General features: G+C 46.7%; 20 protein-coding genes and 2 tRNA genes. 15 read left to right on the forward strand and 7 right to left on the reverse strand.

All coding sequences use genetic code 11. The features are described 5' to 3' along the window. Positions 1-262 precede the first annotated feature (262 nt). Positions 263-1,513 (reverse strand): serine hydroxymethyltransferase, encoded by a 1,251-nt coding sequence (gene glyA / locus QN395_RS12335; protein WP_322119902.1) that lies wholly within the window; start codon positions 1,511-1,513, stop codon positions 263-265. 687 nt (positions 1,514-2,200) lie between these two features. Between glyA and QN395_RS12340 the strand changes: the two genes are divergently transcribed. The 14 genes from QN395_RS12340 to QN395_RS12405 all read left to right on the forward strand — a co-directional run bounded on the left by QN395_RS12340 (position 2,201) and on the right by QN395_RS12405 (position 18,718). Beyond that, positions 2,201-2,953, forward strand: a complete 753-nt coding sequence (locus QN395_RS12340) for an SDR family NAD(P)-dependent oxidoreductase (protein ID WP_323492125.1) — start codon at positions 2,201-2,203, stop codon at positions 2,951-2,953. Positions 2,954-3,086: 133 nt separating this feature from the next. Continuing rightward, entirely contained in the window at positions 3,087-3,488 is a 402-nt protein-coding gene (ybgC, locus tag QN395_RS12345) for a tol-pal system-associated acyl-CoA thioesterase (protein WP_323492124.1), read from the forward strand. Positions 3,489-3,649: 161 nt separating this feature from the next. Further along, positions 3,650-4,345, forward strand: a complete 696-nt coding sequence (tolQ, locus tag QN395_RS12350) for a protein TolQ (protein ID WP_322119899.1) — start codon at positions 3,650-3,652, stop codon at positions 4,343-4,345. Between the two features lie 5 nt (positions 4,346-4,350). Continuing rightward, on the forward strand, positions 4,351-4,803 hold the full coding sequence (locus QN395_RS12355) for an ExbD/TolR family protein (protein ID WP_322119898.1): 453 nt from the start codon (positions 4,351-4,353) through the stop codon (positions 4,801-4,803). A 41-nt stretch (positions 4,804-4,844) separates the two neighbouring features. After that, positions 4,845-6,812: an autotransporter assembly complex protein TamA gene (locus tag QN395_RS12360; RefSeq protein WP_322119897.1), complete on the forward strand. Its 1,968-nt coding sequence runs from the start codon at positions 4,845-4,847 to the stop codon at positions 6,810-6,812. A 58-nt stretch (positions 6,813-6,870) separates the two neighbouring features. Then, positions 6,871-11,379, forward strand: coding sequence for a translocation/assembly module TamB domain-containing protein (locus QN395_RS12365; RefSeq protein WP_323492123.1), 4,509 nt, complete (start codon positions 6,871-6,873; stop codon positions 11,377-11,379). Between the two features lie 339 nt (positions 11,380-11,718). Further along, a complete protein-coding gene (locus tag QN395_RS12370; RefSeq protein WP_323492122.1) occupies positions 11,719-12,657 on the forward strand; it encodes a cell envelope integrity protein TolA in 939 nt (312 codons plus the stop codon). Positions 12,658-12,691: 34 nt separating this feature from the next. After that, positions 12,692-13,930 carry a Tol-Pal system beta propeller repeat protein TolB gene (gene tolB / locus QN395_RS12375; protein ID WP_323492121.1) on the forward strand — a complete coding sequence of 413 codons (1,239 nt, stop codon included), beginning with the start codon at positions 12,692-12,694 and terminating at the stop codon, positions 13,928-13,930. 65 nt (positions 13,931-13,995) lie between these two features. Then, complete coding sequence (gene pal / locus QN395_RS12380) at positions 13,996-14,535, forward strand: peptidoglycan-associated lipoprotein Pal (protein WP_322119893.1); 540 nt, start codon at positions 13,996-13,998, stop codon at positions 14,533-14,535. A 186-nt stretch (positions 14,536-14,721) separates the two neighbouring features. Then, the gene (ybgF, locus tag QN395_RS12385; protein WP_416200120.1) at positions 14,722-15,492 is read left to right on the forward strand and encodes a tol-pal system protein YbgF; all 771 of its coding nucleotides are present in this window, start codon (positions 14,722-14,724) and stop codon (positions 15,490-15,492) included. A gap of 91 nt (positions 15,493-15,583) precedes the next feature. After that, positions 15,584-15,659 (forward strand) — tRNA-Lys (locus QN395_RS12390). Between the two features lie 113 nt (positions 15,660-15,772). Continuing rightward, a tRNA-Lys gene (locus QN395_RS12395) sits at positions 15,773-15,848 on the forward strand. A 198-nt stretch (positions 15,849-16,046) separates the two neighbouring features. Continuing rightward, entirely contained in the window at positions 16,047-16,940 is an 894-nt protein-coding gene (locus QN395_RS12400; protein WP_322119892.1) for an SAM-dependent methyltransferase, read from the forward strand. A 320-nt stretch (positions 16,941-17,260) separates the two neighbouring features. Then, on the forward strand, positions 17,261-18,718 hold the full coding sequence (locus QN395_RS12405; protein WP_323492120.1) for a Ppx/GppA phosphatase family protein: 1,458 nt from the start codon (positions 17,261-17,263) through the stop codon (positions 18,716-18,718). Here QN395_RS12405 and QN395_RS12410 read toward each other — a convergent pair. Further along, the gene (locus QN395_RS12410) at positions 18,715-19,263 is read right to left on the reverse strand and encodes a GNAT family protein (RefSeq protein ID WP_322119890.1); all 549 of its coding nucleotides are present in this window, start codon (positions 19,261-19,263) and stop codon (positions 18,715-18,717) included. The genes QN395_RS12405 and QN395_RS12410 overlap by 4 nt on opposite strands. Positions 19,264-19,520: 257 nt before the next feature. On the opposite strand from QN395_RS12410, the gene QN395_RS12415 reads away from it, so the two are divergent. After that, on the forward strand, positions 19,521-20,096 hold the full coding sequence (locus QN395_RS12415) for a hypothetical protein (protein ID WP_322119889.1): 576 nt from the start codon (positions 19,521-19,523) through the stop codon (positions 20,094-20,096). Between the two features lie 343 nt (positions 20,097-20,439). Here the strand turns inward: QN395_RS12415 and QN395_RS12420 are convergent, their stop codons facing one another. The 5 genes from QN395_RS12420 to QN395_RS12440 form a co-directional block, all read right to left on the reverse strand. Next, positions 20,440-21,054: an alpha-ketoglutarate-dependent dioxygenase AlkB family protein gene (locus tag QN395_RS12420; protein ID WP_323492119.1), complete on the reverse strand. Its 615-nt coding sequence runs from the start codon at positions 21,052-21,054 to the stop codon at positions 20,440-20,442. 53 nt (positions 21,055-21,107) lie between these two features. Next, complete coding sequence (locus tag QN395_RS12425; protein ID WP_322119887.1) at positions 21,108-21,617, reverse strand: DUF1993 domain-containing protein; 510 nt, start codon at positions 21,615-21,617, stop codon at positions 21,108-21,110. An 87-nt stretch (positions 21,618-21,704) separates the two neighbouring features. Next, complete coding sequence (locus QN395_RS12430) at positions 21,705-22,490, reverse strand: head GIN domain-containing protein (protein ID WP_323492118.1); 786 nt, start codon at positions 22,488-22,490, stop codon at positions 21,705-21,707. Between the two features lie 448 nt (positions 22,491-22,938). After that, a complete protein-coding gene (locus tag QN395_RS12435) occupies positions 22,939-23,151 on the reverse strand; it encodes a hypothetical protein (RefSeq protein WP_323492117.1) in 213 nt (70 codons plus the stop codon). Next, positions 23,124-23,474, reverse strand: a complete 351-nt coding sequence (locus QN395_RS12440) for a DUF2726 domain-containing protein (protein ID WP_323492116.1) — start codon at positions 23,472-23,474, stop codon at positions 23,124-23,126. The genes QN395_RS12435 and QN395_RS12440 overlap by 28 nt, the downstream gene beginning before the upstream one ends. Positions 23,475-23,699 lie beyond the last annotated feature (225 nt).

Genomic DNA, 23,699 nt, shown 5'->3' on the forward strand with positions numbered 1-23,699 from the left:
ATGGCCGCTCCTTTCTCATCTATTTTGCGCTTCTCGCAATAAAATTACTCTCCGGTGTTTCGTTTTGCAAGAACCTCGGTAGATAGTATATTTATTCTTATTGTATTACTTATGAGCTGAATTTGGCAAAACGGGTACAAAAACTATCAGTTATTACAACAACGCCACTCGGTCTGAGTGGCGTTGGTTTTACTGCGATCCGTATTTACACTACCGCTAATATTTTACGGTGGATTATCTGTGCTGCGTTTTATGCAGCGTTTTATGCAGAATACACAGGGAAGGCATCGGTCAGTTTTTTGACTTCGACTTTAACCCGTTCTATGGTCGCAGCATCATTTGGATTGTCCAACACATCGGCGATCAGATGGCCGACTTTGATCGCTTCTGCTTCTTTGAAGCCGCGCGTCGTGAATGCCGGGCTGCCCAAGCGGATACCGGAGGTAATCATCGGTTTTTGCGGATCGTTAGGAATGCCGTTTTTGTTGCAGGTCATGTGGGCAGAGCCGAGGATGGCTTCTGCTTCTTTGCCTGTCAAACCTTTAGGACGCAAATCGACCAGCATCACATGCGACTCGGTGCGGCCGGAGACGATGCGCAGACCACGTTCAGTCAGGGTTTGCGCCAGTGCAGCGGCATTTTTGACAACTTGTTGCTGGTAGGCTTTGAACTCAGGCGTCAGAGCTTCTTTGAATGCCACCGCTTTGCCTGCGATGACGTGCATCAATGGACCGCCTTGGATTCCAGGGAAAATCGCTGAGTTAACTTTCTTGGCAATCGCTTCATCATTCGACAAAATAATCCCGCCTCGCGGGCCGCGCAGACTCTTGTGCGTGGTGGAAGTTACTACGTCGGCGAATGGCATAGGGTTAGGGTAAACACCTGCCGCGATCAGACCGGCATAGTGCGCCATGTCGACCATAAAATAGGCGCCGATTTCTTTGGCGATTTTGCTGAAGCGTTCAAAGTCGATGCGCAGAGAGAATGCGGATGCGCCAGCGATGATGATTTTTGGTTTGGCTTCGCGCGCGAGTTTTTCCATTGCATCGTAATCGATGTCTTCGGCGGCATTCAGTCCGTAAGACACCACGTTAAACCATTTGCCTGACATGTTGAGAGGCATGCCGTGAGTCAGATGTCCGCCTTCTGCCAGGCTCATACCCATGATGGTATCGCCCGGATTTAACAGCGCGAAGAACACGCCTTGGTTTGCTTGGGAGCCGGAATTAGGTTGGACGTTAGCGAAGTTCGCGCCGAATAATTCTTTCAGGCGATCAATCGCCATTTGCTCAACCACGTCCACATATTCGCAACCGCCGTAGTAGCGCTTGCCCGGGTAGCCTTCAGCGTATTTGTTAGTGAGTTGTGAGCCTTGGGCTTCCATCACCGCTGGTGAGGTATAGTTTTCTGAGGCGATCAACTCAATATGTTCTTGCTGGCGGTGATTCTCTTGTTGAATCACGGCAAACAATTCTGGATCGGTGTTGGCGAGGGTATGAGTTTTTGCGAACATGACAAGCTTCCTGTTTAATTAGAGGGTAATTGCAGATGATCTGGTGCCCTGAAAAGGGAACGGGCAGCCTAAATCGCTATGTCCATATCAGGCTACCCAGGCGCACGGCTATTGAACCGAGATTTTCCATCAGGCGCACCAAAGGTGCTATTTGATTGCTGACAGCGCATTTTCGGTCATTTTTGACGTTCTTCGTTGCCCATGGCTCGCCATGAGCGCCTCATTCACGCTAAAGCTGCCTCGAAAAATGCATCCGTCATCAACTCAAATCCTGATGGAAAATCTCGGTTGAAATCTCACGCTTCCCGATGGATCTCCATCTTTGTCGTTAAGCGCTGCGTTTGTTGCTAATTGTGCAAACTGCTGCGTTTAAGACATTTTCGCCAGTCACGTGAGACGAAATGGTGCCCAAATTTTACGCCAAGCCCCATTTTTGAGCAAGATTTGGATGTGATTTGCCGAATAACGCTGTTTTAGTCTGATGAATACTTCGCGTTAAATAAATTGAAGGTGTTTGCTAATTGGAGGTTACAAGGCGTCACAAGCGCAGGCATAGCGATTGTATAAAAACCGCATAGAATGAGGGCAGGCGTTTTCGCGACGATGTTCGCCATGCAAAAAATTACTCACATCATCAGCATCAAATCCAGTATCACATCCAACATCACATCAAACTAAGAGGAAATCATGATCGTTTTAATCACCGGTGCAAGTTCAGGTTTTGGCGAAGAAATGGCGCGTAAGTTTGCGTCGAATGGTCATAAAGTCATTGCTACTGCCCGCCGCACGGATCGTCTGGACGCATTGCAGGCGGAACTGGGCACAACCTTGTTGCCTATCAAAATGGATGTCACCGACAAAGCATCCATCAGTGCAGCGCTGGCACAGTTGCGTGCCGAATGGAAAGAGATTGATGTGCTCATCAATAATGCCGGACTGGCGCTCGGCACGGAGCCAGCACATCTGGCCAATCTGGATGACTGGGAAACCATGATCGACACCAACACCAAGGGATTAGTCAGAATGACCCGCGCTATTTTGCCTGCGATGGTGGAGCGTGGCAGCGGTCTGGTGATTAATATCGGTTCGATCGCTGGTTCTACCCCCTATCCGGGCGGCAATGTGTATGGCGCAACCAAGGCATTTGTCGATCAATTTACGCTTAACCTGCGCGCCGATCTGGTTGGAACTGGGGTGCGGGCAACAAATCTTGCGCCGGGCTTATGCGGCGGTACTGAATTTTCTAATGTCCGCTTTAAAGGGAATGATGATGCAGCCGCCAAAGTGTATGAAGGTACTGTTCCGTTGACGGCAGTGGATATTGCGGAATCGGCTTACTGGATTGCGACCTTGCCCAAGCATATCAACATCAATTACATAGAAATGCTGCCGACTTGCCAGGGTTTCGGCGCTTTCAATATCAAGCGTAATCCGGCGTAAAACCCCGCATATGATCGACTAGGTTGAAATTTTATACTGGATGGGGTATTTTAAAGTGTCTAGGTAATGTCTGGACACTAAGTATATAAATCGGGGATACTCCCCCAATTTCTACCTTATTTATTGCTACATTATGGCTAAAGAATTCAACTGGTTTGTCCGTGTATATTACGAAGATACCGATGCGGGCGGCATCGTCTTCTATGCCAATTATCTGAAGTTTTTTGAGCGCGCGAGAACCGAATGGCTGCGCGCAGCCGGTATCAACCAGCAAATCATGACCACGCAGCATCAAGTCATGTTTGTCGTCAAAGGCACGGCAGTCGAGTATCATGCACCCGCCAGACTGGATGATGAACTCAAACTCACCGTTGTGGTCGAAAGGATGGGACGCGCTTCTGTCCAGTTTGTGCAAGAAGCCTGGTGCGGTGATCGCTTACTCGCAACCGGCACGATCAAAGTCGGATGCGTTGGCACAACGACTGTGCGCCCAAGTGCGATTCCAGCGGAAGTACTGGCAAAGCTGAGCCAGTAAAATCAGGAAAAATCAGCAAAAATCAGCAAAAATCAGAGAAATAAGACCAAACAAATACTGTAAGGTCAATCAGCCGAGCAAGTTACAAAGTCAGGCATCAGTTGCGCGAACTTACACACCCGTGCGCATACGAATAATCAACTTACCCAGATAGACTATTTATGAACGTTACACAAGACCTCTCATTTTTTACCCTGATTTCCGAAGCCTCTATCTTGGTACAACTGGTGTTGCTCTTGCTGGTGGGCGTGTCAGTGACGAGCTGGAATTATATTTTCAGAAAAATGTTTGCAATCAGCAAAGCGCGCAAGCAGACGGAAGAATTTGAACGCAATTTTTGGTCCGGTGGCAATCTCGGTGAGTTGTATCAGGTGGCAATGAGCAATCGTCGCAACAGTGGTAACAACTCAGGCGCGCTAGAGCGTATTTTTGAAGCCGGTATGAGCGAATATCAAAAGGTCAAAGCGGCAAATAAAGCGAACTTAGATGCGACCGCAATGCTGGACGGTGCGCGCCGTGCGATGCGTGCCGCTTATCAGCGCGAGATGGATCATCTGGAATCCCACTTATCGTTTTTAGCCTCAGTCGGCTCGGTCTCACCATATGTGGGTTTGTTCGGTACGGTTTGGGGGATTATGAATGCCTTCCGAGGTTTGGCTAATGTGCAGCAAGCCACGCTGGCTGCGGTGGCTCCCGGTATTGCCGAGGCTCTGATTGCCACTGCCATTGGTCTGTTTGCGGCGATCCCTGCAGTGCTGGCATACAACCGCTACTCACATGATATTGATCGCTTGGCGATCCGGTTTGAAACTTTTATTGAAGAGTTCTCCAATATTTTGCAAAGACAATCTCGTTAAATTGTATGAGTTCTCTGCGTGGCGAACGTAAACGCAAATTCAAAGCAGAAATCAATGTCGTGCCCTATATCGACGTGATGTTGGTACTGCTGATTATTTTTATGGTGGCTGCTCCGATGACCAATCCCAGCGTCATCAATTTGCCGACTGCCGGGCAATCAACCCAGCCGCCGTCTGAATATATTGAGGTAACGCTAGACACTAACAAATATGTGATCAGCATCAATACCAAAGGCGCTAACGGCAAAACTGGCAATGGTAACAACCAGCAAGAGGCTAAAGAGACCGCAGCCAATCGCGCCCAGTTAATGCAAAAGTTGAGCGAATATCACACGGCAAAACCCGATTTAGCCGTGCTGGTATCGGCAGATAAAGAAATGAAATACGACGAGATTATTCAAGTCATTTCCGAAGCCAAAAAGCTTGGTATTAATCGGGTTGGTTTGGCGACCAAGTGATGCGCCTGCGCCCATTATTCTTATTGCTAACATGCATCGGCATGACAAATTTTTGTCACGCCGATGCACCGCCTGCCGCGCTTCTTTCCCTGCCTGTCCCGAGCGTGATGTCTGCGCCAAGCTCGACAGCAGCGTCGACGGAAGTACAAAAGCAAGCGGAAACACCAACTCCAGCATTAACACCAGCGCCCACGCCCTCCACCGACATCGACACCAAAATTGCGCCCGATGCGGAAGAAGAGATTCTTGTAGCGAAATCGAATTTACGTCGTTTCCAGATAGGTGTTGCTAAAGGTGATTGGCTAGCCCTGTTGACACAACATATTCCAGAATTATCGTCAGATACCGATCCGCAAAACGTCACGCCAACGCTGATCCGAAAATTGCGTCAGGACATTGGCAACATATTAGCGACAGAGGGATACTTTTCGCCCGCGATCACATTTGATGCCGGAAAAGAGGGTCAAAATGGCGGCTCGTTTTTCCGTGGTGGCATTGGCAACCTCAGTAGCAACCTCAGTAGCAACCTCAGCAATAATGTCATTCGTGTCAATATTGATGCCGGCCCCAGAACTACAATACAGCAAGTGGATTTGCAATTTTCGGGTGCCTTAGAAGACGCTGCCAAGCAAGGCAAGGTCGATGCAGTCAAACGTCGTGAGGAGCTGATAGCCGATTGGCGCTTACCTGTGGGATCTGTTTTTAGGGACGAGGAGTGGGATAAGGCCAAAACCGATATTACCGAGAGTCTGCGCTCCAATGTCTATGCCTCGGCCAGCATCATTAACAGCAACGCGACGATGGATGCAGATAGCCAGTCCGGTAGCTTAAAGGTAGAGATCGACAGTGGTCCGCCATTTACTCTTGGTGAAGCGGTTATTACGGGTTTGCAGCGCTATCCTCCCTGGTTGCTTGATCGCTATTTGCCACCCAAAAAAGGTGAGCCGTATTCACGCTCACGCTTGCTGGAATACCAGAGAGCTTTGCAAAATTCGGCCTATTTTTCTGCTGTGGCAGTCAGTGTCGATCCCGATCCGAGCAAAGCTGACGGCGTGCCGGTGGATGTGTCGGTCGTTGAGCGCCGCCCCCGTGATCTAGCGTTCGGCGTGGGTTACAGCAGCAATACTGGTTTCCGCACAGAAGTGTCTTATCGTGACCGCGATCTGCTCGACAGAGCCTGGGATTTACGCAGTGCGGTCCGCTTAGAGCAAAGGCGTCAGCTGGCTTATGCAGACATTTATTTGCCACCACGGGACAATCAATTTTTAGATTCTTTTGGCGTCTTACTGGACAAATCTAATCTCGCTGGATTAGATCAGACCCGCACCGCGATTGGTGTCAAGCGTACCAGCACACGTGGACACCTGGAGCAGCGTTTAGGTTTGAATTTATCGCGTGAAAAGGTAGCGCTGGATGGCGAGCCGCAATCGGTCAGTAAGGCCTTAGTCAGTTCGGTGGGCTGGACATGGCGTGATGTAGATGACAGCTTTGCACCGCGCAAAGGACAAATTTTGCAGCTCGATTTTGCTGTCTCAGAAAAAGCCTTAATTTCGGATCAGCGCTTTATCCGTACTTATGCCAAATATCAGCAATGGATACCGGTCGCCAAGCGCGACGTCCTGTTACTCAGAGCAGAAATAGGGCAGGTCTTGGCGCCAAGTATTGACGGTATTCCTGAGGATTATTTATTCCGTACCGGTGGCAGCAGCACGGTGCGCGGTTATAGCTATCAAAGTCTGGGTATTCAGCATCCTACTGGCGTGACTGGCGGCATGGTGATGGGTGTTGCCAGTGCCGAGTATGTACACTGGACTCAGGCGAATTGGGGCGCTGCTGCTTTTATCGATGCCGGTGACGCGGCGGATGATTGGAATACCTATAAAGTCAAACAAGGTTTCGGTGTTGGCGGAAGGTATAAAACACCTGCTGGTCCGATTGCACTGGATCTTGCCTACGGCAAAAACATAAAAAAATTCCGTTTGGATTTTTCGATTGCGGTGGCATTTTAATGATGGCGAAATATTCTGCTGAAGCCGGTTTTTCTAAGCTCACGATGAGCATTTGCTTATGACACAAACGCCTTCAAATCCTGATGAAAAAAACTCAACAACGGTGGTGAGCGCTGCTGGTGCGTCTGTTGCGCCTGCTACTGCTGCAGAATTAGCTACTGCTAATGTACTGAAGCGCAGAAGTCTGCTTGGGATTTTTTCCCTGATTTTTAGCGCTTTACTGGTTATTCTATGTCTGACTTTAGGATGGGCAAGCTGGACCCAGCATGGCACGCGTACTATTCTCAATTGGCTACAAAATGCCAGCGGCGGCGAATTGCAATTAAGCGATGTCCGCGGACGTTTGTCGGACCATGTAACGATTGGCGAGTTATCGTATCAAACCAAGACGCTGCATCTTAAAGCAAGTGGAATACAGCTTGACTGGCATCCATTGAGTTTGGCTAACGGCAAATTATCCATCAGCAGTTTACAGATTGCCGCGTTGACGATTGCAAGCCTGGAGAGTAAATCATCACCACAATTGCCAGGCGATCTCGATGTTGTTATTGAAGTCGCCTTGCAGCAAGCCGCGATTGGCCGCCTGACGATTGCCACGCTATATGCCGATGGTCACACTACACCTGTTACCACAATGACCGGATTAACAGGGCAATTAATCTCCAACCAAAAGCAGCATCAGTTACAGGCCAAAGTCACCACTGATTTTGGTATCGTACAAGCACAAGCGACCGTCGCTGTGCACCGGCCATTTGTAGTGCAGGGGCAGTTTGATTATCAGGGTCAGATCGATCAGCACATACCACGTATGGGCATCACCGGAAGTCTGACTGGTTCTTTACAAGAATTGGTTCTCAATGCCAACGCCAAAGTTAGCGATGAACTCGCTGGGGAAAAACCAATTGATTCTACCCAAGTTACCTCCGCATCTGAGCTGCCTAAATTATCTAAAGTATCTAAATTAAGTGGTGAACTTAAAGCAGTACTAGCACCATTTTCTGCAGAAATACTGCATTCATTACAGGCCACGATTGACGGACTGGACCCCGCCGAATTTGCAGCACAGGCACCGCATGCACAATTAAAAGTGGCGGCTAACCTAAAGCCAGATACCAAACTTGGTCCCAATGGATTAGCGGGTACGATCAAACTGAGTAATGCGCAACCGGGCACGATAGACAAAAACGGAATACCGGTCAGCGCGATGACTTCTGCCTTACGCTGGTCGGGTGATCGTCTTGAGTTGAGTCAAACCTTGCTGCAATTAATGGGTAAGGGGAAAATCTCCGGCGCTGCACAAATACAGTTCACGACCAGCGCTTTCCCTATCGTTGATACCCGGCTTGAAGTGAGTGAGGTGGATCTTTCGCAGATCGATACGCGGATTCGTCCGACTCAAATCAAAGGCACTATTCAAGCGCAGACAAGAGCGCAGAAAGACGGTGATCATCAGATTACTTTTCAGGCGCAGTTGCATGATCCGCGCGCTAGTCTAAATGTCGATGCGAGTTACCAGCCAGGAAGTAGCGGTCAGACTGAGGCTAAAGATAAGACTACAGCGCAAACTAAAACGCAGACTATTTCAAAGATTACGTTAGCGAAGCTAGAACTACTTGCTGCAGATTCTCGTTTGCAAGGGCAGGGCGAGATCATCTTGAGCGGTACTGTGCAGCCTTTTAATTTTAAAGGGGTAATTCAGAATTTTGACCCCTCACGCTGGATCGCCGCACCAACTGGCAAGATCAGTGCTGATTTTTTAGTCGCGGGACAATTGCAACCTAAGCTGGATGTGTCCGTGCAACTCCCTTCTTTGCAAGGGCAATATGCGGGACAAGCACTGAGTGGCGCAATTGATGCGCGCTGGCAGCAAGATGCGGCTTTGACTTTGCATAAGCTGGATGTGCACTGGGGTAAAAATGGTGTCACCGGCAGCGGTGCTTGGGGTAGCGACAAAGGGCAGCTGCAATTAGCGATCGATATCCAGGAGTTGGATGCCTTATCGCATTTAATCCCGACCACTCAGGATGTGCCGCATCTGGGTGGGAGCCTGAAAGCGAATTTGGTCTTGCAGGGGAAAATGAGTGAGCCTGCAGGTAAGCTCGACTTAATTGGACAAAATCTAAACTATAGTCAGCAATCGGGTCAGCAAATCGGCATTGATAGTTTGACCGCGAAACTAGATCTGGCTCGCGGTTCACAAGGTATGTTTGACGGTAATATCATTGCTCAAACAGTGCGCAGTAATTTGATGAAGGCAGATGCTACTGATACCACCTATACATATGGTTCGGCTACAAATCCTGGCACCAATCCAGGTGCAAATCCAGCATCAGGTAAAGAAACAAGTAGGGGGGCAAACGCTGCCCCAACTACCGTCGCAAACAAGCCAAATGATAAGAGTTTACCGGTACTGGCAGAGCAAATTAGCTTATCCATTAATGGAACTCGTGAGTCACATAATATTGCTCTCAACAGCCGGTTTAATAACAGACGGTCTGTCAGCATGACTGCTGCGGGCGGTTTAAACGCCATTGGAAAAACTACAAAAATAGTCAGCAATAAATTTGCTGGCTCAGCTAGCCAGGCCGTTGTTGCTGCGCCTGTCAATTCAGTAGCGCAATGGCAGGGACAATTACTGAGTTTTGTGCTTAGCGGAAAACCCGATGTCAAATTACTGGCGCCTATGAGTGTTGTTGCCTCCAGCCAGTCGTTGCGCTTAGGACCCGCAGAATTTTCGGGTGTGGTTGGTAAGCTGGTACTTAAGCAATTGGAGTGGTCGCCCGACGGTTTAAAAACGCAAGGGCAATGGAATGCTATGAACGTCATTGCAGTGGCTAACTTGCTTAAACCGCAGTACGCAGTGGATGGCGATTTACTGTTGAATGCCGTATGGGATTTACAGTTAAAAGACCATTTGCAAGGCGAAATCAGCTTGCAGCGCCAGAGCGGCGATGTTCGTATCAATGATGCGGATGGCACTGGAAAAGCGATACCGCTTGGTATCCGCGACCTGCAAATGAAGATGCTGTTTGGTGGTCTGGTCGTTGGCAGTGACGCAGAAAAAATGGCTTTTACCATGACCGCTGATGGCGCTCGTTTGGGGACTTGGCAAGCGCGGGTGAATTCTGCTTTGAGTAAAAAAACCGGGACATGGGCGATTGCCCCGGATGCGCCGTTAGAAGGGCAGATCAAAGCGAATATCCCAGACGTGCAGTGGCTGGGGCCATGGATTAATCCTGGCCTGGCGCTTAAAGGCCAATTACAAGTTGATGCCCAATTAGCAGGACAATTTAGCCAGCCGCGTTATCAAGCAAAAATTAGTGGAAGCGGATTAGAAGTCGCTTTTGCGGCGGAGGGTTTGTTGTTACCGAATGGCCGTCTGGAGGCGGTGATAGACGAAAACCGCGTTCGCCTAAATAGTTTGGAATTTTCTAATGTAGTGTCCGTCATGCCGCGCCATTCTAAATTTCAGGATGTGAATTGGGTTGGTCAAAAGGGCGAATTAAAAGCCAGCGGTGATATTGATATTCGCAATCAGACCGGCAATATTCAGGCTCAACTGAACCAGTTTCCTCTGCTCCAGCGCAATGACCGGTGGTTGGTTGCGAGCGGTGATTTAGGTGTGGCGAATATTAAAGATGTCTGGAATGTGACGGGCAAAATAAGAGCCGACGGTGCCTATTTTAAATTGCCAAAATTGCCGCCGCCAAGTTTGTCTAGCGACGTGGTAGTGATTCGCAGCAAAGATAAGGCAGCACAAAATAAAGCGGCTGACGATGCCAATAAAAAGGCGCTCAAGTCGCGGCTTGATATGAGCTTCGACATGGGCTCACGTTTTGTATTTGTCGGACGTGGACTAGATACGGCGTTGGCGGGTACCATCCGCTTACGTTCCTCCGATGGCAATCCGGTGCAAGCCAGCGGTTCTATCAGTACTGTCGGCGGGGCTTATGAAGGTTATGGGCAACAACTGGCGATAGAGCGGGGCATCTTAAACTTTCAAGGTCCGCCAGCTAATCCGGGCTTGAATATCCGTGCCTTGCGCCTGGGTTTGGCGGTAGAAGCCGGCGTAGAAGTAGTCGGCACGGTTGCTGCGCCGCAAGTCCGACTGGTTTCTGAGCCCACCGTACCCGATGCAGAAAAATTATCCTGGCTAGTATTGGGACGAGGTTCCGACCAAATCGCAGGCATTGATGCGTCTTTGCTGATGTCGGCAGCCAGTGCAATTTTTGGCGGCGATGGTAGCCGCAATGTTCCAAGGGATATCGTACAAGGCTTAGGTTTTGATGAATTTTCCCTAGGCACTGCGGATACTAGCAATGGCTCTAAATTACCTAGCCAAACCGTAGCTGGCACCACATCGACTAGCGGAGCGACCTCTGGCGATCAGGTCGTTTCGGTCGGTAAGCGCTTAGCGCCTGGCATGGTATTGTCGGTTGAGCGCGGCTTGTCGGACGCCAGCGGCGCGATTAAATTAAGTTGGCAACTGACCCGAAGAGTCAGCATTATTGGCCGCACTGGTACTGATTCGTCGATTGATGCTTACTATACGTTTTCATTTAATTAGGATGCAGAGTCAGGGTAGTAAGTTAAATACTCCAGGTAGGTATATTTAAGTTGTCCAGAGAATCATTGGGCAATAAGGCAGTTGTTAAAAATAAAATGGGGAGTATATTTACTTTCTCTTCTTTGGACTTGTCAGAGATGAGAATTGAACCGTATGTTTTTAGTGCCGATTTGATAGGACTTCTTAGTTACACCAGCAAAGATGATTTGAATCGGTTTGGATCGGAATGCCGATTATAATTTTATTCATAGTATATTTTTCTAAAGAGAAACGGCCTCAGCCAGCTTTTAGACGGAAAATAAACGGAACTAAGCAGCGATAGAAGCATCATATAAAGTCATGAAAGAATTTTCTCCGAACGTCCCTACGCATTCTTCCACTCGTGATTTCCCCCGTGAGGCTGGTCAGTGGCGCTCTTTTACCCTGGCTGCTTTGGTGCATGTCGTATTGATCGCCTTTTTGTGGGTAGGCGTTCAATGGCAAAATAAAGAAACTACTGCGGTGGAAGCAGAGGTTTGGGATATGACCACCAGGCAAGCAGCTCCGAAGCCGATTCCGGAAGAAGAAGTACAGCCAGAGCCTGAGAAAATTGCGCCGCCAGTGGCACCAACGCCAGTCGTTAAAGACGAGCCGGTGGTCGATCCCGAGATCGCGTTAGCCCAAGAAAAAAAGCGTCTGCTAGTTGAGAAAAAGAAAATAGAAGATCAGAAAAAAGCTGAGTTGCAAGAAGCAAAGCTCAAGCAAGAGCAAGAACTGGCACTCAAAAAAGCCAAAGAAAAGCTGGCGGAAGAAAAAAAGAAAGCCGATAAATTGCTTGCCGATGAAGCCGAGAAGAAAAAACTAGCCGATTCCAAAGCGCAATCAAAAACGCAGCAAAATAAAGAACAAGCCGCCCGCGATAAGGTTTTTGAAGAAAATATGCGCCGTCTGAATGGGCAAGCGGCAGTCACGGGTACCGGTGGTACGGGCGATGCGCCTAAATCCACCGGCAATAATCGTGGCGATCCAAGTTATGCAGCCCGTATTGCTTCCAAGGTAAGACAAAATACGGTATTCAACGCAGTTGATAATTCCAATACCAACCCCACAGTAGAATATAGAATTGATTTGTTACCAGATGGTTCTTTGCGTGGCCCGGTGCGTAAATTAAAATCTTCCGGCGCACCTGGTTTTGATGAAGCGGTAGAAAAAGGGATAGAAAAGTCAGCACCTTTCCCACGTGATAAATCTGGCGATGTCCCTACCAGTATTGTCCTCAGTTATAAAATGAAAGAGTAAATTGAAGATAGTTTCCTTGATTAAAGTGTTCTCAGTGAGCACATTATTGATAACCAGTGTGGTGCAGGCTCAGCTTAGGGTCGAGGTATCTGGCGTTGGTTCCACCCAAATCCCGGTTGCGATTGCGAGCTTTGCTGATGAGGCTCTGACACCGCAGCAAATCACTGCTATCGTCAAAGACGATTTAACCCGCAGCGGTTATTTCAAAATTATTGATACTGGTAGCGTTATTACCGAGACGACCGCCGTCAATTTCGATGACTGGAAATCACGCGGAGCCGAAGCCTTAGTCGTTGGCAGCGTGCAAAAACTCAGCGATGGTCGTTTTGACGTGCGTTACAAATTATTAGATACGATTAAGTCATCCACATTATCTGGCCTTGCCATTGCAACGTCCTCAGCGAATACCAGGGTGACTGCGCACAAAATCGCCGATGATATTTATGAAAAATTAATCGGCGTGCGTGGCGTATTCTCAACCCGTATTGCTTATGTAACCAAGTCCGGTAAGGAATATCGTCTGGAAGTTGCCGATGCAGATGGCGACGGCACACAAGTCGCTTTACGCTCGAATGAACCTATCATTTCACCAGCCTGGTCGCCTGACGGTACCAAGGTTGCTTATGTGTCGTTTGAGGCTAAGAAGCCTGTCATTTACGTGCAAAATCTGATCACGCGCGAACGCACAGTAATTGCCAACTACAAAGGCAGCAACTCAGCACCTGCATGGTCACCGGACGGTAATAAATTAGCGATAGCCTTGTCGCGCGATGGTTTGACTCAGGTATATACCGTCAACGCCAATGGCACGGGTTTGCAGCGCCTGACTCAAACCAGCGGCATAGACACTGAGCCACAATTTTCTGCGGATGGACAAAGCATTTATTTCCTAAGCGACCGTAGCGGCGGACCTCAAATTTATCGCATGGGCGTGACTGGCGGTGAGGCAAAGCGTGTCACATTTAATGGCAGCTATAACATCACACCGAGGATTTCACCTGATGGGAAAACACTGGCGTATATTTCTCGCCGTGATGGCAAATTCCAGTTGTATTCACTAGATATTGCCAGCGGCCAAGAACAGCGCTTATCGGATACCGTTAAAGATGAATCACCAAGCTTTTCGCCTAACGGCAAATATATTATGTACGCTACTGAGTCTGGTCGTCGCGGCACATTGGCGGTAGTATCGGTCGACGGCAGAGTGAAGCAAAAATTGACCTTGCAAGCTGGAGATGTTCGGGAACCCACATGGGGACCTTTTATGAAGTAATGGTCAAATTTTGAAGTCTGTTTAATTCATTTGCTTTATTTAGTTTTTAAAAAAAGGAGAAATACATGCGCTCAGCAATTAATTCTAAAACTCTGGCTTTGCTGTTGACCAGCGTCGCTCTTATCTCAGCTTGTAGTACGCCAGTTAAATTGGACGAGAAGCCACCTGTCGTCGAAGATAAGTCTGCAATGAATAAACCAGTAGAAGACAACACCCGCACTGTTAAACCAGTTGAAGTCGTTTCTGTTGACCCTTTAAACGACCCGCAAGGCGTGTTGGCGAAACGTAGTGTGTATTTTGACTATGATAGCTATGTGGTTAAAGATGAGTTCAAATCTTTAGTCGAAGCCCATGCTAAATACCTGGTCGGCAATAAAGCTCGTAAAATTTTAATCCAAGGTAATACGGATGAACGCGGTGGTCGTGAATACAATCTGGCTTTGGGACAAAAACGTGCAGAAGCAGTGCGTAAAGCTCTGGCTTTGTTAGGTGTGCCAGAAGCCCAAGTAGAGGCGGTTTCTTTAGGTAAAGAGAAGCCAAAAGCAACGGGTAGCGACGAGGCTTCATGGGCAGAAAACCGCCGTTCTGATATCGTCTACCAGTAAGTATTCAATACGTATTGAATACGTATTAAGTTATCCTCATTAATACAGATTGCCGCTAAACATAATGATTGCTGCAATCTGTATTTTGAGAGACGCTTCGATAGCGACAAGCTTCGAATGATGTTCCCTTCTTTGTCCTCCAGCATGCTGGATCACTTCAAGATCAATTCTTATTGAACTCTTCCCATGAAATTTTTTACTTTCTCTAAAACAGCGCGCTCGGTTGCCTTCGCCATGATGTTGACACCAATGCTGCCATCAGTTGCAGCGGCGGGCATCTTTGATGATGATGAAGCACGTAAAGCAATTTTAGATTTGCGTTCCAAAGTGGATGAAGTAAGTAACAAGCTCGATACGAAGTTAGATACCAAAGCCGATAAAAGTAGTGCGCTTGATCTGGCGAATCAAAATGAGCAATTGCGGTCAGAGATCGCAAAATTGCGCGGACAGATAGAAGTGCTGACCAATGATTTAGCAAATACTCAGCGCCGCCAGCAAGACTTTTATGTCGATCTGGACAACCGTGTTCGCAAACTAGAGCCAAAGAAAATGACGGTCGATGGCAAAGAGGCGACGGTAGAAATCAATGAGCAACGTGCCTATGACGCAGCTTTATCTTTATTTAAAGCAGGCGATTACAAAAATGCAAGTGCTGCATTTACAGCCTTCAATGTCAACTATCCGCAATCCGCTTTTGCCGGATCTGCGCAATATTGGTTGGGTAATTCCTGGTATGCACAGCGCGATTGCAAGAATACGATTTCATCTCTGCAGGTTTTAGTTAGAAATTATCCTGATCATCCAAAAGCACCGGATGCAATGTTGAATATCTCTGCTTGTCAGCTGGAATTAAAAGACAAATCAGGAAGCAAAAAAACGCTGGAGGCAGTGATTGCACAGTACCCGGAAACTGAAGCCGCACAGGCAGCAAAGAGTCGCTTGGCCGCCACAAAATAAGACTAACTCCCGAGAGAATACTGCTTCGCTGGAAAAAATCCAGCAAGCTCGTTGACAGCGGTATTGGAACATACTATAATTTCGTTCTTTCGGGTCGTTAGCTCAGCTGGTAGAGCAGCGGACTTTTAATCCGTTGGTCGCAGGTTCGAATCCCGCACGGCCTACCACGAAATTCGGAAGACTTAGATGAAAATCTAAGTCTTTTTTATTTATAAACATTCATTTTGGTGTCCGGTAGTTTTTCCCGCATTCATGTTTTGGTTATAAAGCGCAAGTCTTTGGGTCGTTAGCTCAGCTGGTAGAGCAGCGGACTTTTAATCCGTTGGTCGCAGGTTCGAATCCCGCACGGCCTACCAAAGTTTTAAGAATAAAAGGACTCAGGTGAAAGCTTGAGTCCTTTTTGTTTTTCGGCGACGAGAAGTGTCTATACTTGATGCATCGCCACGCACACTTATCCTATTTTTAAATCATGTGTTCACCGAATCGTAAGCGACAATCATGATTTGAAAATCGCATCAAATAGAATTATTCCGTAATTCAGTAAAGGACGTCTGATGAAGCAAAAACAGAATAGCGGCAAGCTCAAAACGGAACAAAAATCAGAGCCAAAACCAGAGCAGCATCATGAAATTCGCCCAGGACAATCGATAGAATTACTCAAAGAATTGCACATCCTCACGCGTGACGGCAAGATGAATCAAGATAGTCGGCGCAAGTTAAAGCAGGTCTATCATCTGTACCAATTTATCGAGCCCTTGTTGCAGCAATTACGCGAAGATCATAGCGACCTCACTCTGGTCGATCATGGTGCTGGTAAATCGTATCTTGGTTTTATTTTGTATGACCTGTTTTTTAAAGCGACGGCAAGTCAAAATCAGTCCCGTATTTACGGCATAGAGACTCGTGATGAATTAGTACAAAAGTCTGTCGAGCTGGCCACCAGACTAGATTTTCCTGGTATGTCATTCTTAAATTTATCTGTCGCTGACTCCATTACTTCTGCCCAGTTGCCCGATCAAATTGATATTGTTACTGCGCTGCATGCTTGTAATACGGCGACGGACGATGCGATTCAATTTGCATTAAAAAAGAAGGCAAAATTTATGGTGTTAGTGCCTTGCTGTCAGGCAGAAGTGGCGGCAGAGCTGCGCAAACATAAGGGTGATGCTGTGCGTGATAATCCTTTATCAGAGATGTGGCGCCACCCGATTCATACGCGTGAATTTGGTAGCCAGATCACTAACGTGCTACGGTGTCTGCAATTAGAAGCGCATGGCTATCAGGTTAGAGTAACCGAGCTAGTTGGTTGGGAGCATTCAATGAAGAACGAACTGATCATTGCTGAGTACAAAGGCTTACCGGCTAAACGTCCTGCGGAACGCTTGGCTGAGGTGCTGAAGACTACCGGCTTAGAATCTATGCAGGAGCGGTTTTTTACGCCACGCTAATTTCAACATTCGTCGTGCGTTAGTTTTAAATGCAATTTAAAGATAGGAAAATGACACACTAATTGACATGTAATTTGGTGATTTACACCGAAGTCACTAGCACGTCACAAAAAATTATTAATATCATTTATCTTATAAATAAGGCTTAAGCAAAACCGCCCTAGCTGCGTTGTAGCTCCTAGCTGTACTGGAGACTATCTTCGCCGCTAGACCTTGCTAGGGCAATTTTGCGTAAGTCCTGATAAAGTTTTTGAACCTAGTTGCCCAATTGAGAATTTAGATTTTCATCGTTATCAAAAAATCGTTTGGAGAATTACCGTATGTTCGCTGCAGTCGATCTTGGTTCTAACAGTTTTCGCTTGCACATAGGTCGTCATGAGGGTGATGTGATTCGCGTTGTCAAAAGTGCCCGCGATCCTATTCGTCTAGCGGCTGGCCTGGATCAGCAAGGAAATCTGTCACCTGCAGCAATACAAAGCGCGATTGCGTGTCTCGCGCGCTTTAAACAAATCTTAGATAGCTACCCGCTAGATGCCGTCCGCGTAGTAGCAACCAACACCATACGCATCGCAAAAAATAGTGCCGATTTTATGCCCGCAGCGGAAGCGGCTATTGGTTATCCGATCGATATTATTTCTGGTGAAGAAGAGGGACGTCTGATTTATATGGGCGTTTCCAACTCGATTGCTATTCCAGGCGAGCGCCGGTTAGTGCTGGATATCGGTGGTGGCTCTACCGAAGTGATACTTGGTCGCGGCCATGAGGTGGTTAAGGTGGAGTCTTTTAGTATTGGTACGGTGAAGCACAGCAGTACTTTTTTCCCGCAAGGTAGAATCACTGAAGCAGGATTTGAAGCCGCTGTTCTGTCAGCACGATCGATGTTTGAGGATGCCGCACCGCCATATCAGCCTGAGCATTGGCGCAATGCTTATGGCTCCTCGGGCACGATACGGGCGATCTCTGATGCAATCGCAAAAAACAACTTAGGTGACGGTAGTATTACGCTCAAAAGCCTGATAACGTTAAAACAATACTGCGTCCAATGTGGGCAGGTGAGTCAGCTAGAATTAACGGGTATTAAACCCGAGCGTGTCGCCATGGTGGTTGGCGGACTTGCGATCTTGATCGCCTTGTTGCAAGAATTTAGTATCACTGTATTGCAACCAATAGAAGCAGGTTTGCGCATGGGGGTGATGTGGGATTTATACCTGCGTGCGACCAAGCGTGACCGGCGTGAGCAAGCCGTGCATAACGTCGCCACCATGTTCTATGTTGATGCCACACGCGCTAGTCGGGTAGCCGATATGGTACGTTCTTTGTATGCACAATTAAAACCGGCAACGGATACCTATATCCGGCATTTACACTGGAGTGCTATGTTGCATGAGGTCGGTATGGCGATATCGCATACCGGCTATCATAAGCACGGCGCATACATGATAGAGAACGCTGATATGGCCGGTTTCACTACCCGCGAACAGCGTGTAATGAGTAAATTAATTTTGAGTCAAAAAGGTAATCTGAGAAAAATCAGTGACAGCTTTGCCGACTTGGATTTTGCTAAAGCCGTGCTTGCATTGCGTCTCTCTGTCACTTTTATGCATTCACGGATAGAGCTCGATTACGCTGATTTTAGTTTAAAAATGAAGAGTAAAATCGAGCTGGAAATTCGACAAGACTGGGTGACTTTACATCCGACAGTTGCTTTTTGGCTGCAAAAAGAAATCGAATTTTGGCGCGAAGTGGGCGTGGAGTTTATCGTTAAGGCGAATATTTAAGCTGCCAATATTGCGTAATATTCCATATCGAAAAATCGATTATTTTTCCAGGCAACTTCCCGGCGCCTGCCTTCTAATGCGAAACCTAATTTTTGTAAAAGCTGGCTGCTAGCTTTGTTCTCTGGTTCTACCTCAGCTTCAATCCGGTGTAAGCGCAGTTGCTGAAAACCATAGTGCAAAATTATCGACAAACACTCATGCATGACTGCCTGACGCCAATAATCCGGATGCAACCAATAACCAAGATCTGCGTTTTGATTTTCTGTATCTAATTCGTAAAAACCACACGCGCCGATTAGCTGATCTGGTGTGGCTTGTGGACAGATCGCCCACCAGATACCACTTTCTTCTTGCTCAATCCGTCGATACCAGTCTATCTGTTCTTGTGTCGCCACCAGGCTATCGTATGAGATGCCATAGTAGGCGATGACTTTAGGATGCGATAAGCCCTTAAAAATATTACCAATATCCGACTGAACAATTTTTCTCAATACAAAGCGCTTGCTCTGTAGTACAGGAAAACTGATGCGTGGTTGGAAATTCATGCTTGCAACCTTTCATCTGGATCATTAGATATTGTTTAGTGTTGTTTAACACAATGTATCGTCTGAACACCATTCAGTAATAATTTGTAATAGTCACATGACAAAGGTGTGTGGAAGATTATATTAATCATGTTTTATGTACTTTTCTTGATCCCACTCCCGAAGTGGTTTAGAGCTACGCCTACATGGTGTAGCTTTTTTTTGGCCCAGATATTTTGTCCTGACATTTCAGCTACCTTGCTCTAATTGGAGAAATTATGCCCATACAATTTCCGCGACATAGAATTAAATCTATTTTGCTTACGCTCTCGTTGATGCTTAGTTTTACTGCCACGATGCCTGCGAAGGCGATTCCGGTAGCTGATTTTCGTGCGGAAGATGCTTTACCTATTTTGACGGAATTTAAAAAGAATGTGAATCTGAATCCCAATCAGCAATTGCTTTGGCAACAAACCGAAAGCAAGGTACGTAATATTTTTAGAATACGAGAACTACGCCGCCGGGCAATACAAGATGCTGTTAAAGCCAGTTTAGAAAAAAAGAACACAGAACTTCGTGATCTCACGAAATCAATGGATCAGGATGAGGTTATATCTCTGCAAGAGAATCAGCAATTAAGAGAACTTTGGCTAACCATGTACGACGCTTTGGATGACAAGCAGCGAGATATGGTCGTCGATTTATTAATGGATCAGTTGAACCGGGTAGAAGACCAAACGAAGGATCATGGCTCGCGTAGCGATTTGCCTAAAGCCAGTGGCGGTCGTCGCGGCAAAGGCGGATCTGGCGGTGGTCAGGGTGGTATGGGCCAGAACGTACCAATTGGCGAATAAATTTTGTATTGAAATATTTGTGGAGTTTCTAAAAATCTTTCAATCAAATAATGAAAGAATGTACAACAAGATATAACTCATTCCTGTGCATCTTTAGCAAGAATCTAGTGGCGTTGTTAATCACCTAAAGACGCTGGACTACTACGGCCGTTTTAACTATCGTAGCGCAGGTGAGCTGAATACAGATCGAGTTCCCTGCTTTATCTTTCGCAGGAGCGACCAAGTGAGAACCGAATTTAATCGATATATTTAATTGCTGAGTCTGTATAATTTTTTATAATTTCGAGGGATTATGCGGCTTGCAGCGTGATATTGGCTTGAAGACCGCATAATCATTGGAGGATTAATTTTGGATATTTCTGAAGGTAAGATTAATTCTCGGTTGATGTGGTCTGGTTTCTTTCAAAACTGCATGCTCCCAATGCTGTTGCAAGCTCCCTGCCATGAGCAAAATGCTGCCGCTATTTAATTCAATGTTACGGATTTTTTGTTCTGGTTTGCTCTTATGCCTGAGCTTAAAAATACGACTTTCACCAACGCTGACAGAGGCAATTGCTGGCTTATGCCCTAGCTCCGGCTCGTTATCTGAATGCCAGCCTACGCTATCTTGCTGATCCCGGTATAAGTTAAGTAACACGCTGTTATATCGGTTCAGGGTTAGCGCTTCGACCTGACTTTTTATCTTTAATAATGTGTCGGTCCATGGCTGGGGCGCAAGTGCAATCCCTGAGTAGTTATAGCTGCTGGCAACGTCGCCGTACCATGCAGTGAGTCGTGGTTGCAAATAGGTCTTACCCCAAACAGCGATTAAATCCTGACGCCATGGCGTTTCTGCCAGCAAACTTGTATAAAGTTCCCTGGCAATTTCTGATGAGTAAAATTGATGTGCAAATGCCAGCTCACCATCAATAATCGATATCTGTTCCAAGGTAGTGGAGGCAGAAAAAAGATCAGACATAGCGGCTGGCATGTAATAAAACTTGATTCTTAAATTAGCGCTAAAAAGACAACTTAGAAATTACCCATGTAGTCTTTTTTACCAATTTCAATTCCGTTGTGACGTAGTAGCGAGTAGGCGGTCGTTACGTGGAAAAAAAACTGTGGCAAACCATATGACAGCAGATAGTTTTGGCCACTCAGTTTTTTCTCTTTTGGTGTACCGGGGCGCAATACGATCTCTAACTCTTCGCTACCGTCAAACTGAGCTGGCGTTAATGAATCTAGCAGTGCCAAGGTTTTAGCGATACGCGCTTGCAGGTCGGCAAAAGTTTGTTCATTGTCCTCATAGGCAGGCACTTCAATGCCTGCAAGGCGTGCAGGAACACTTTTAGCAAAATCCGCAGCGATTTGTATTTGACGCGTGAATGGCAACATGTCAGGGAACAGACGTGATTGCAACAGCGCAGCAGGATCGATATTTTTTGCCGTGGCATGGGCTTCTGCTTTACTCAATACATCGCTCAGGCTATTGAGCATTTGGCGAAAGACAGGGACGGAGGCGGCATACATAGAAATAGTCATAGAATATCCTCGTTGACAGGTGAGTGGTACATCTACCCAGATTATAGTGAGTTCCTGCCTGATGCGTATTACTCAGATTACTATTGCTTATGAAGGAAAATCGCCGAGTCTGACGACGCTGCCTGATCCGCCTATCGATTTGCTGACTTGCGGATTACCATAATAATTAACCGTACCAGAGCCTCCGATACTGACTTTGAGATTATCTCTGGTAGCAACAGAGACTTTGCCAGAGCCGCCAATACTGACTTTGGCATCATTGGTTTTTAACGCAGAGCCATCCATGGAGCCAGAACCACCAATAGCCATTGAAGTCGTATTAGCGTTACCTGCAATTTTGAAACTACCACTACCGCCGATGGTTAACAATAGTGATTCGGCACTCAGACCTTGTAATTTAACAGTGCCAGAGCCACCGATTGTGACACGCAATTTGTCGGCTTGCAGGCGGCTTGATCTTAGCGAGCCAGAGCCAGCTACTTCTAAATCATCAATTTGCTTTAGTTTGATAATTATTTTCAGGCTACGTGTGTCCAGATGGACTTCCTTTTCTAAGGTGCGGACTTTTAGCGTACCGTTTTCAACTGTCGTTTCAATTAAGGTCAGCAAGTTATCGTCGGTTTCAATTGAGATTCCCTCCGCATTGCCTTGCTGCAGTTCTATCTCTGCAGGCAGGCTAATGCTGATCGCGTTGAAATGGCTCGCAGCGCGGTTTTCTTGTTGTAATTTTCCTGAGCCTGCAATACTTTTGTCTGAACTCCACTGCAAGTTCCAGCCAGATGCTAAGGCGGTGTTTGGTTGAGCCACTATAGCGAGTGCGCTTAATGTCAGGCTGATGGTGAAAACGCGCTTTGCAAAACGAGTCATGTTCATGCTGTTTCCTTAAAAGTGGAAGGCTAGTATTGGCTAATAATTTATCTCGCGGTTATTCTTTAACAGACCTTAAGAGATTATGTCCGGCGAGCTACTCGCAGTATGATCTTGTGCTAAGGGTGGTACTAGCGATTTGCGATAGAGTGTGTTTCCGGCAGGGTAAAGCGTCGTTTGTGGTGATAGACTGAAATGTAATTCTTACATCCGATTAAAAAAAACAATTATTGACGAAGGAGGTATCCCAGGTTGTTCTCGGCGAAGATTTTTCTAAATGCTTTTCGTTCGCTGTCTGGATGGCTGCAATTTCAACCAGGATTTCATTTGGAAATCCTATTCTATTTTCACTCGGACCTTGGATTACCAGCGACCCTAGATAACGTTTTAAATGCATAGGTTCATTACAAAATAAGCTGATGCGTTGCCAGATGTGAGGGTACGCATTTCGTATTTATTGTTGTGGCGTTAATTTTTCAATGTCATGAATAGACAAGGCTACGATGTTGCTAGGGATGAGATGTGATGCATAAATTTGTTGCACTGTGTCTCGACTTTGCGATGCAGTCACTAATTGCGCTCGTGCTACCGTGCTTGGAGCAATATCGGGTTTTGGCGCGGTAAGTGCAGAGAATGGCGCTACAGTGCGCAGAATTTGTTCATACAAAGGTAATGCGCGACGTTCCCAGCGTATAGTTTTGATGCCAGCGGTTTAAAAAATGAGGTGTTGGTCAAATATTTGCCGTCTTCCCCTACTTCTGAATTCAATTCAATCACGCAAAGCAGATGCATGTACGAGTCGAAAATAGCAAAGTCGATTTTGCGACCTTCCAGATCGACTTGCTCGGCTCGTTTTGCTTTTGAATCGACATTAATTGGTTTCAGCAGAGCGATTAAATCTACTTTGGGGAAGATGTAGCAGTTAGGTAATGCGCGCCGCAATCGCCTAAAAATTATTTGCTGTTCTTTATCAAAAAAACTTTTCTTCATAAGCAGTAGAAGTGCTTTTGTTTTTTTTGAACGGAAAAGAAAACATCAGGCGATCTCCAATCTACAGTGTGTATTTGATTAAAGCTGATGAACCGAAATACCCAACCAAACCCTGTATGAGCTTAATTAAATACTTAGATTACATTAGGTGTTGTAACAAAGGTCGCACCGTTTGTCATTTTGACCTTTATTTTTAAGTATAGCAAGTTGAGACACGTCGGTTGT

It is taken from the genome of Undibacterium sp. RTI2.2 (assembly GCF_035018705.1).
Classification (GTDB): Bacteria; Pseudomonadota; Gammaproteobacteria; order Burkholderiales; family Burkholderiaceae_D; genus Undibacterium.

Excerpts from the sequence above, each read along its gene's own strand:
- glyA (WP_322119902.1), bottom strand. The coding sequence starts at position 1,513 with ATGTTCGCAAAAACTCATACCCTCGCCAACACCGATCCAGAATTGTTT.
- QN395_RS12340 (WP_323492125.1), top strand. The coding sequence starts at position 2,201 with ATGATCGTTTTAATCACCGGTGCAAGTTCAGGTTTTGGCGAAGAAATG.
- ybgC (WP_323492124.1), top strand. The coding sequence starts at position 3,087 with ATGGCTAAAGAATTCAACTGGTTTGTCCGTGTATATTACGAAGATACC.
- tolQ (WP_322119899.1), top strand. The coding sequence starts at position 3,650 with ATGAACGTTACACAAGACCTCTCATTTTTTACCCTGATTTCCGAAGCC.
- QN395_RS12355 (WP_322119898.1), top strand. The coding sequence starts at position 4,351 with ATGAGTTCTCTGCGTGGCGAACGTAAACGCAAATTCAAAGCAGAAATC.
- QN395_RS12360 (WP_322119897.1), top strand. The coding sequence starts at position 4,845 with ATGACAAATTTTTGTCACGCCGATGCACCGCCTGCCGCGCTTCTTTCC.
- QN395_RS12365 (WP_323492123.1), top strand. The coding sequence starts at position 6,871 with ATGACACAAACGCCTTCAAATCCTGATGAAAAAAACTCAACAACGGTG.
- QN395_RS12370 (WP_323492122.1), top strand. The coding sequence starts at position 11,719 with ATGAAAGAATTTTCTCCGAACGTCCCTACGCATTCTTCCACTCGTGAT.
- pal (WP_322119893.1), top strand. The coding sequence starts at position 13,996 with ATGCGCTCAGCAATTAATTCTAAAACTCTGGCTTTGCTGTTGACCAGC.
- ybgF (WP_416200120.1), top strand. The coding sequence starts at position 14,722 with ATGAAATTTTTTACTTTCTCTAAAACAGCGCGCTCGGTTGCCTTCGCC.
- QN395_RS12400 (WP_322119892.1), top strand. The coding sequence starts at position 16,047 with ATGAAGCAAAAACAGAATAGCGGCAAGCTCAAAACGGAACAAAAATCA.
- QN395_RS12405 (WP_323492120.1), top strand. The coding sequence starts at position 17,261 with ATGTTCGCTGCAGTCGATCTTGGTTCTAACAGTTTTCGCTTGCACATA.
- QN395_RS12410 (WP_322119890.1), bottom strand. The coding sequence starts at position 19,263 with ATGAATTTCCAACCACGCATCAGTTTTCCTGTACTACAGAGCAAGCGC.
- QN395_RS12415 (WP_322119889.1), top strand. The coding sequence starts at position 19,521 with ATGCCCATACAATTTCCGCGACATAGAATTAAATCTATTTTGCTTACG.
- QN395_RS12420 (WP_323492119.1), bottom strand. The coding sequence starts at position 21,054 with ATGTCTGATCTTTTTTCTGCCTCCACTACCTTGGAACAGATATCGATT.
- QN395_RS12425 (WP_322119887.1), bottom strand. The coding sequence starts at position 21,617 with ATGACTATTTCTATGTATGCCGCCTCCGTCCCTGTCTTTCGCCAAATG.
- QN395_RS12430 (WP_323492118.1), bottom strand. The coding sequence starts at position 22,490 with ATGAACATGACTCGTTTTGCAAAGCGCGTTTTCACCATCAGCCTGACA.
- QN395_RS12440 (WP_323492116.1), bottom strand. The coding sequence starts at position 23,474 with ATGAAGAAAAGTTTTTTTGATAAAGAACAGCAAATAATTTTTAGGCGA.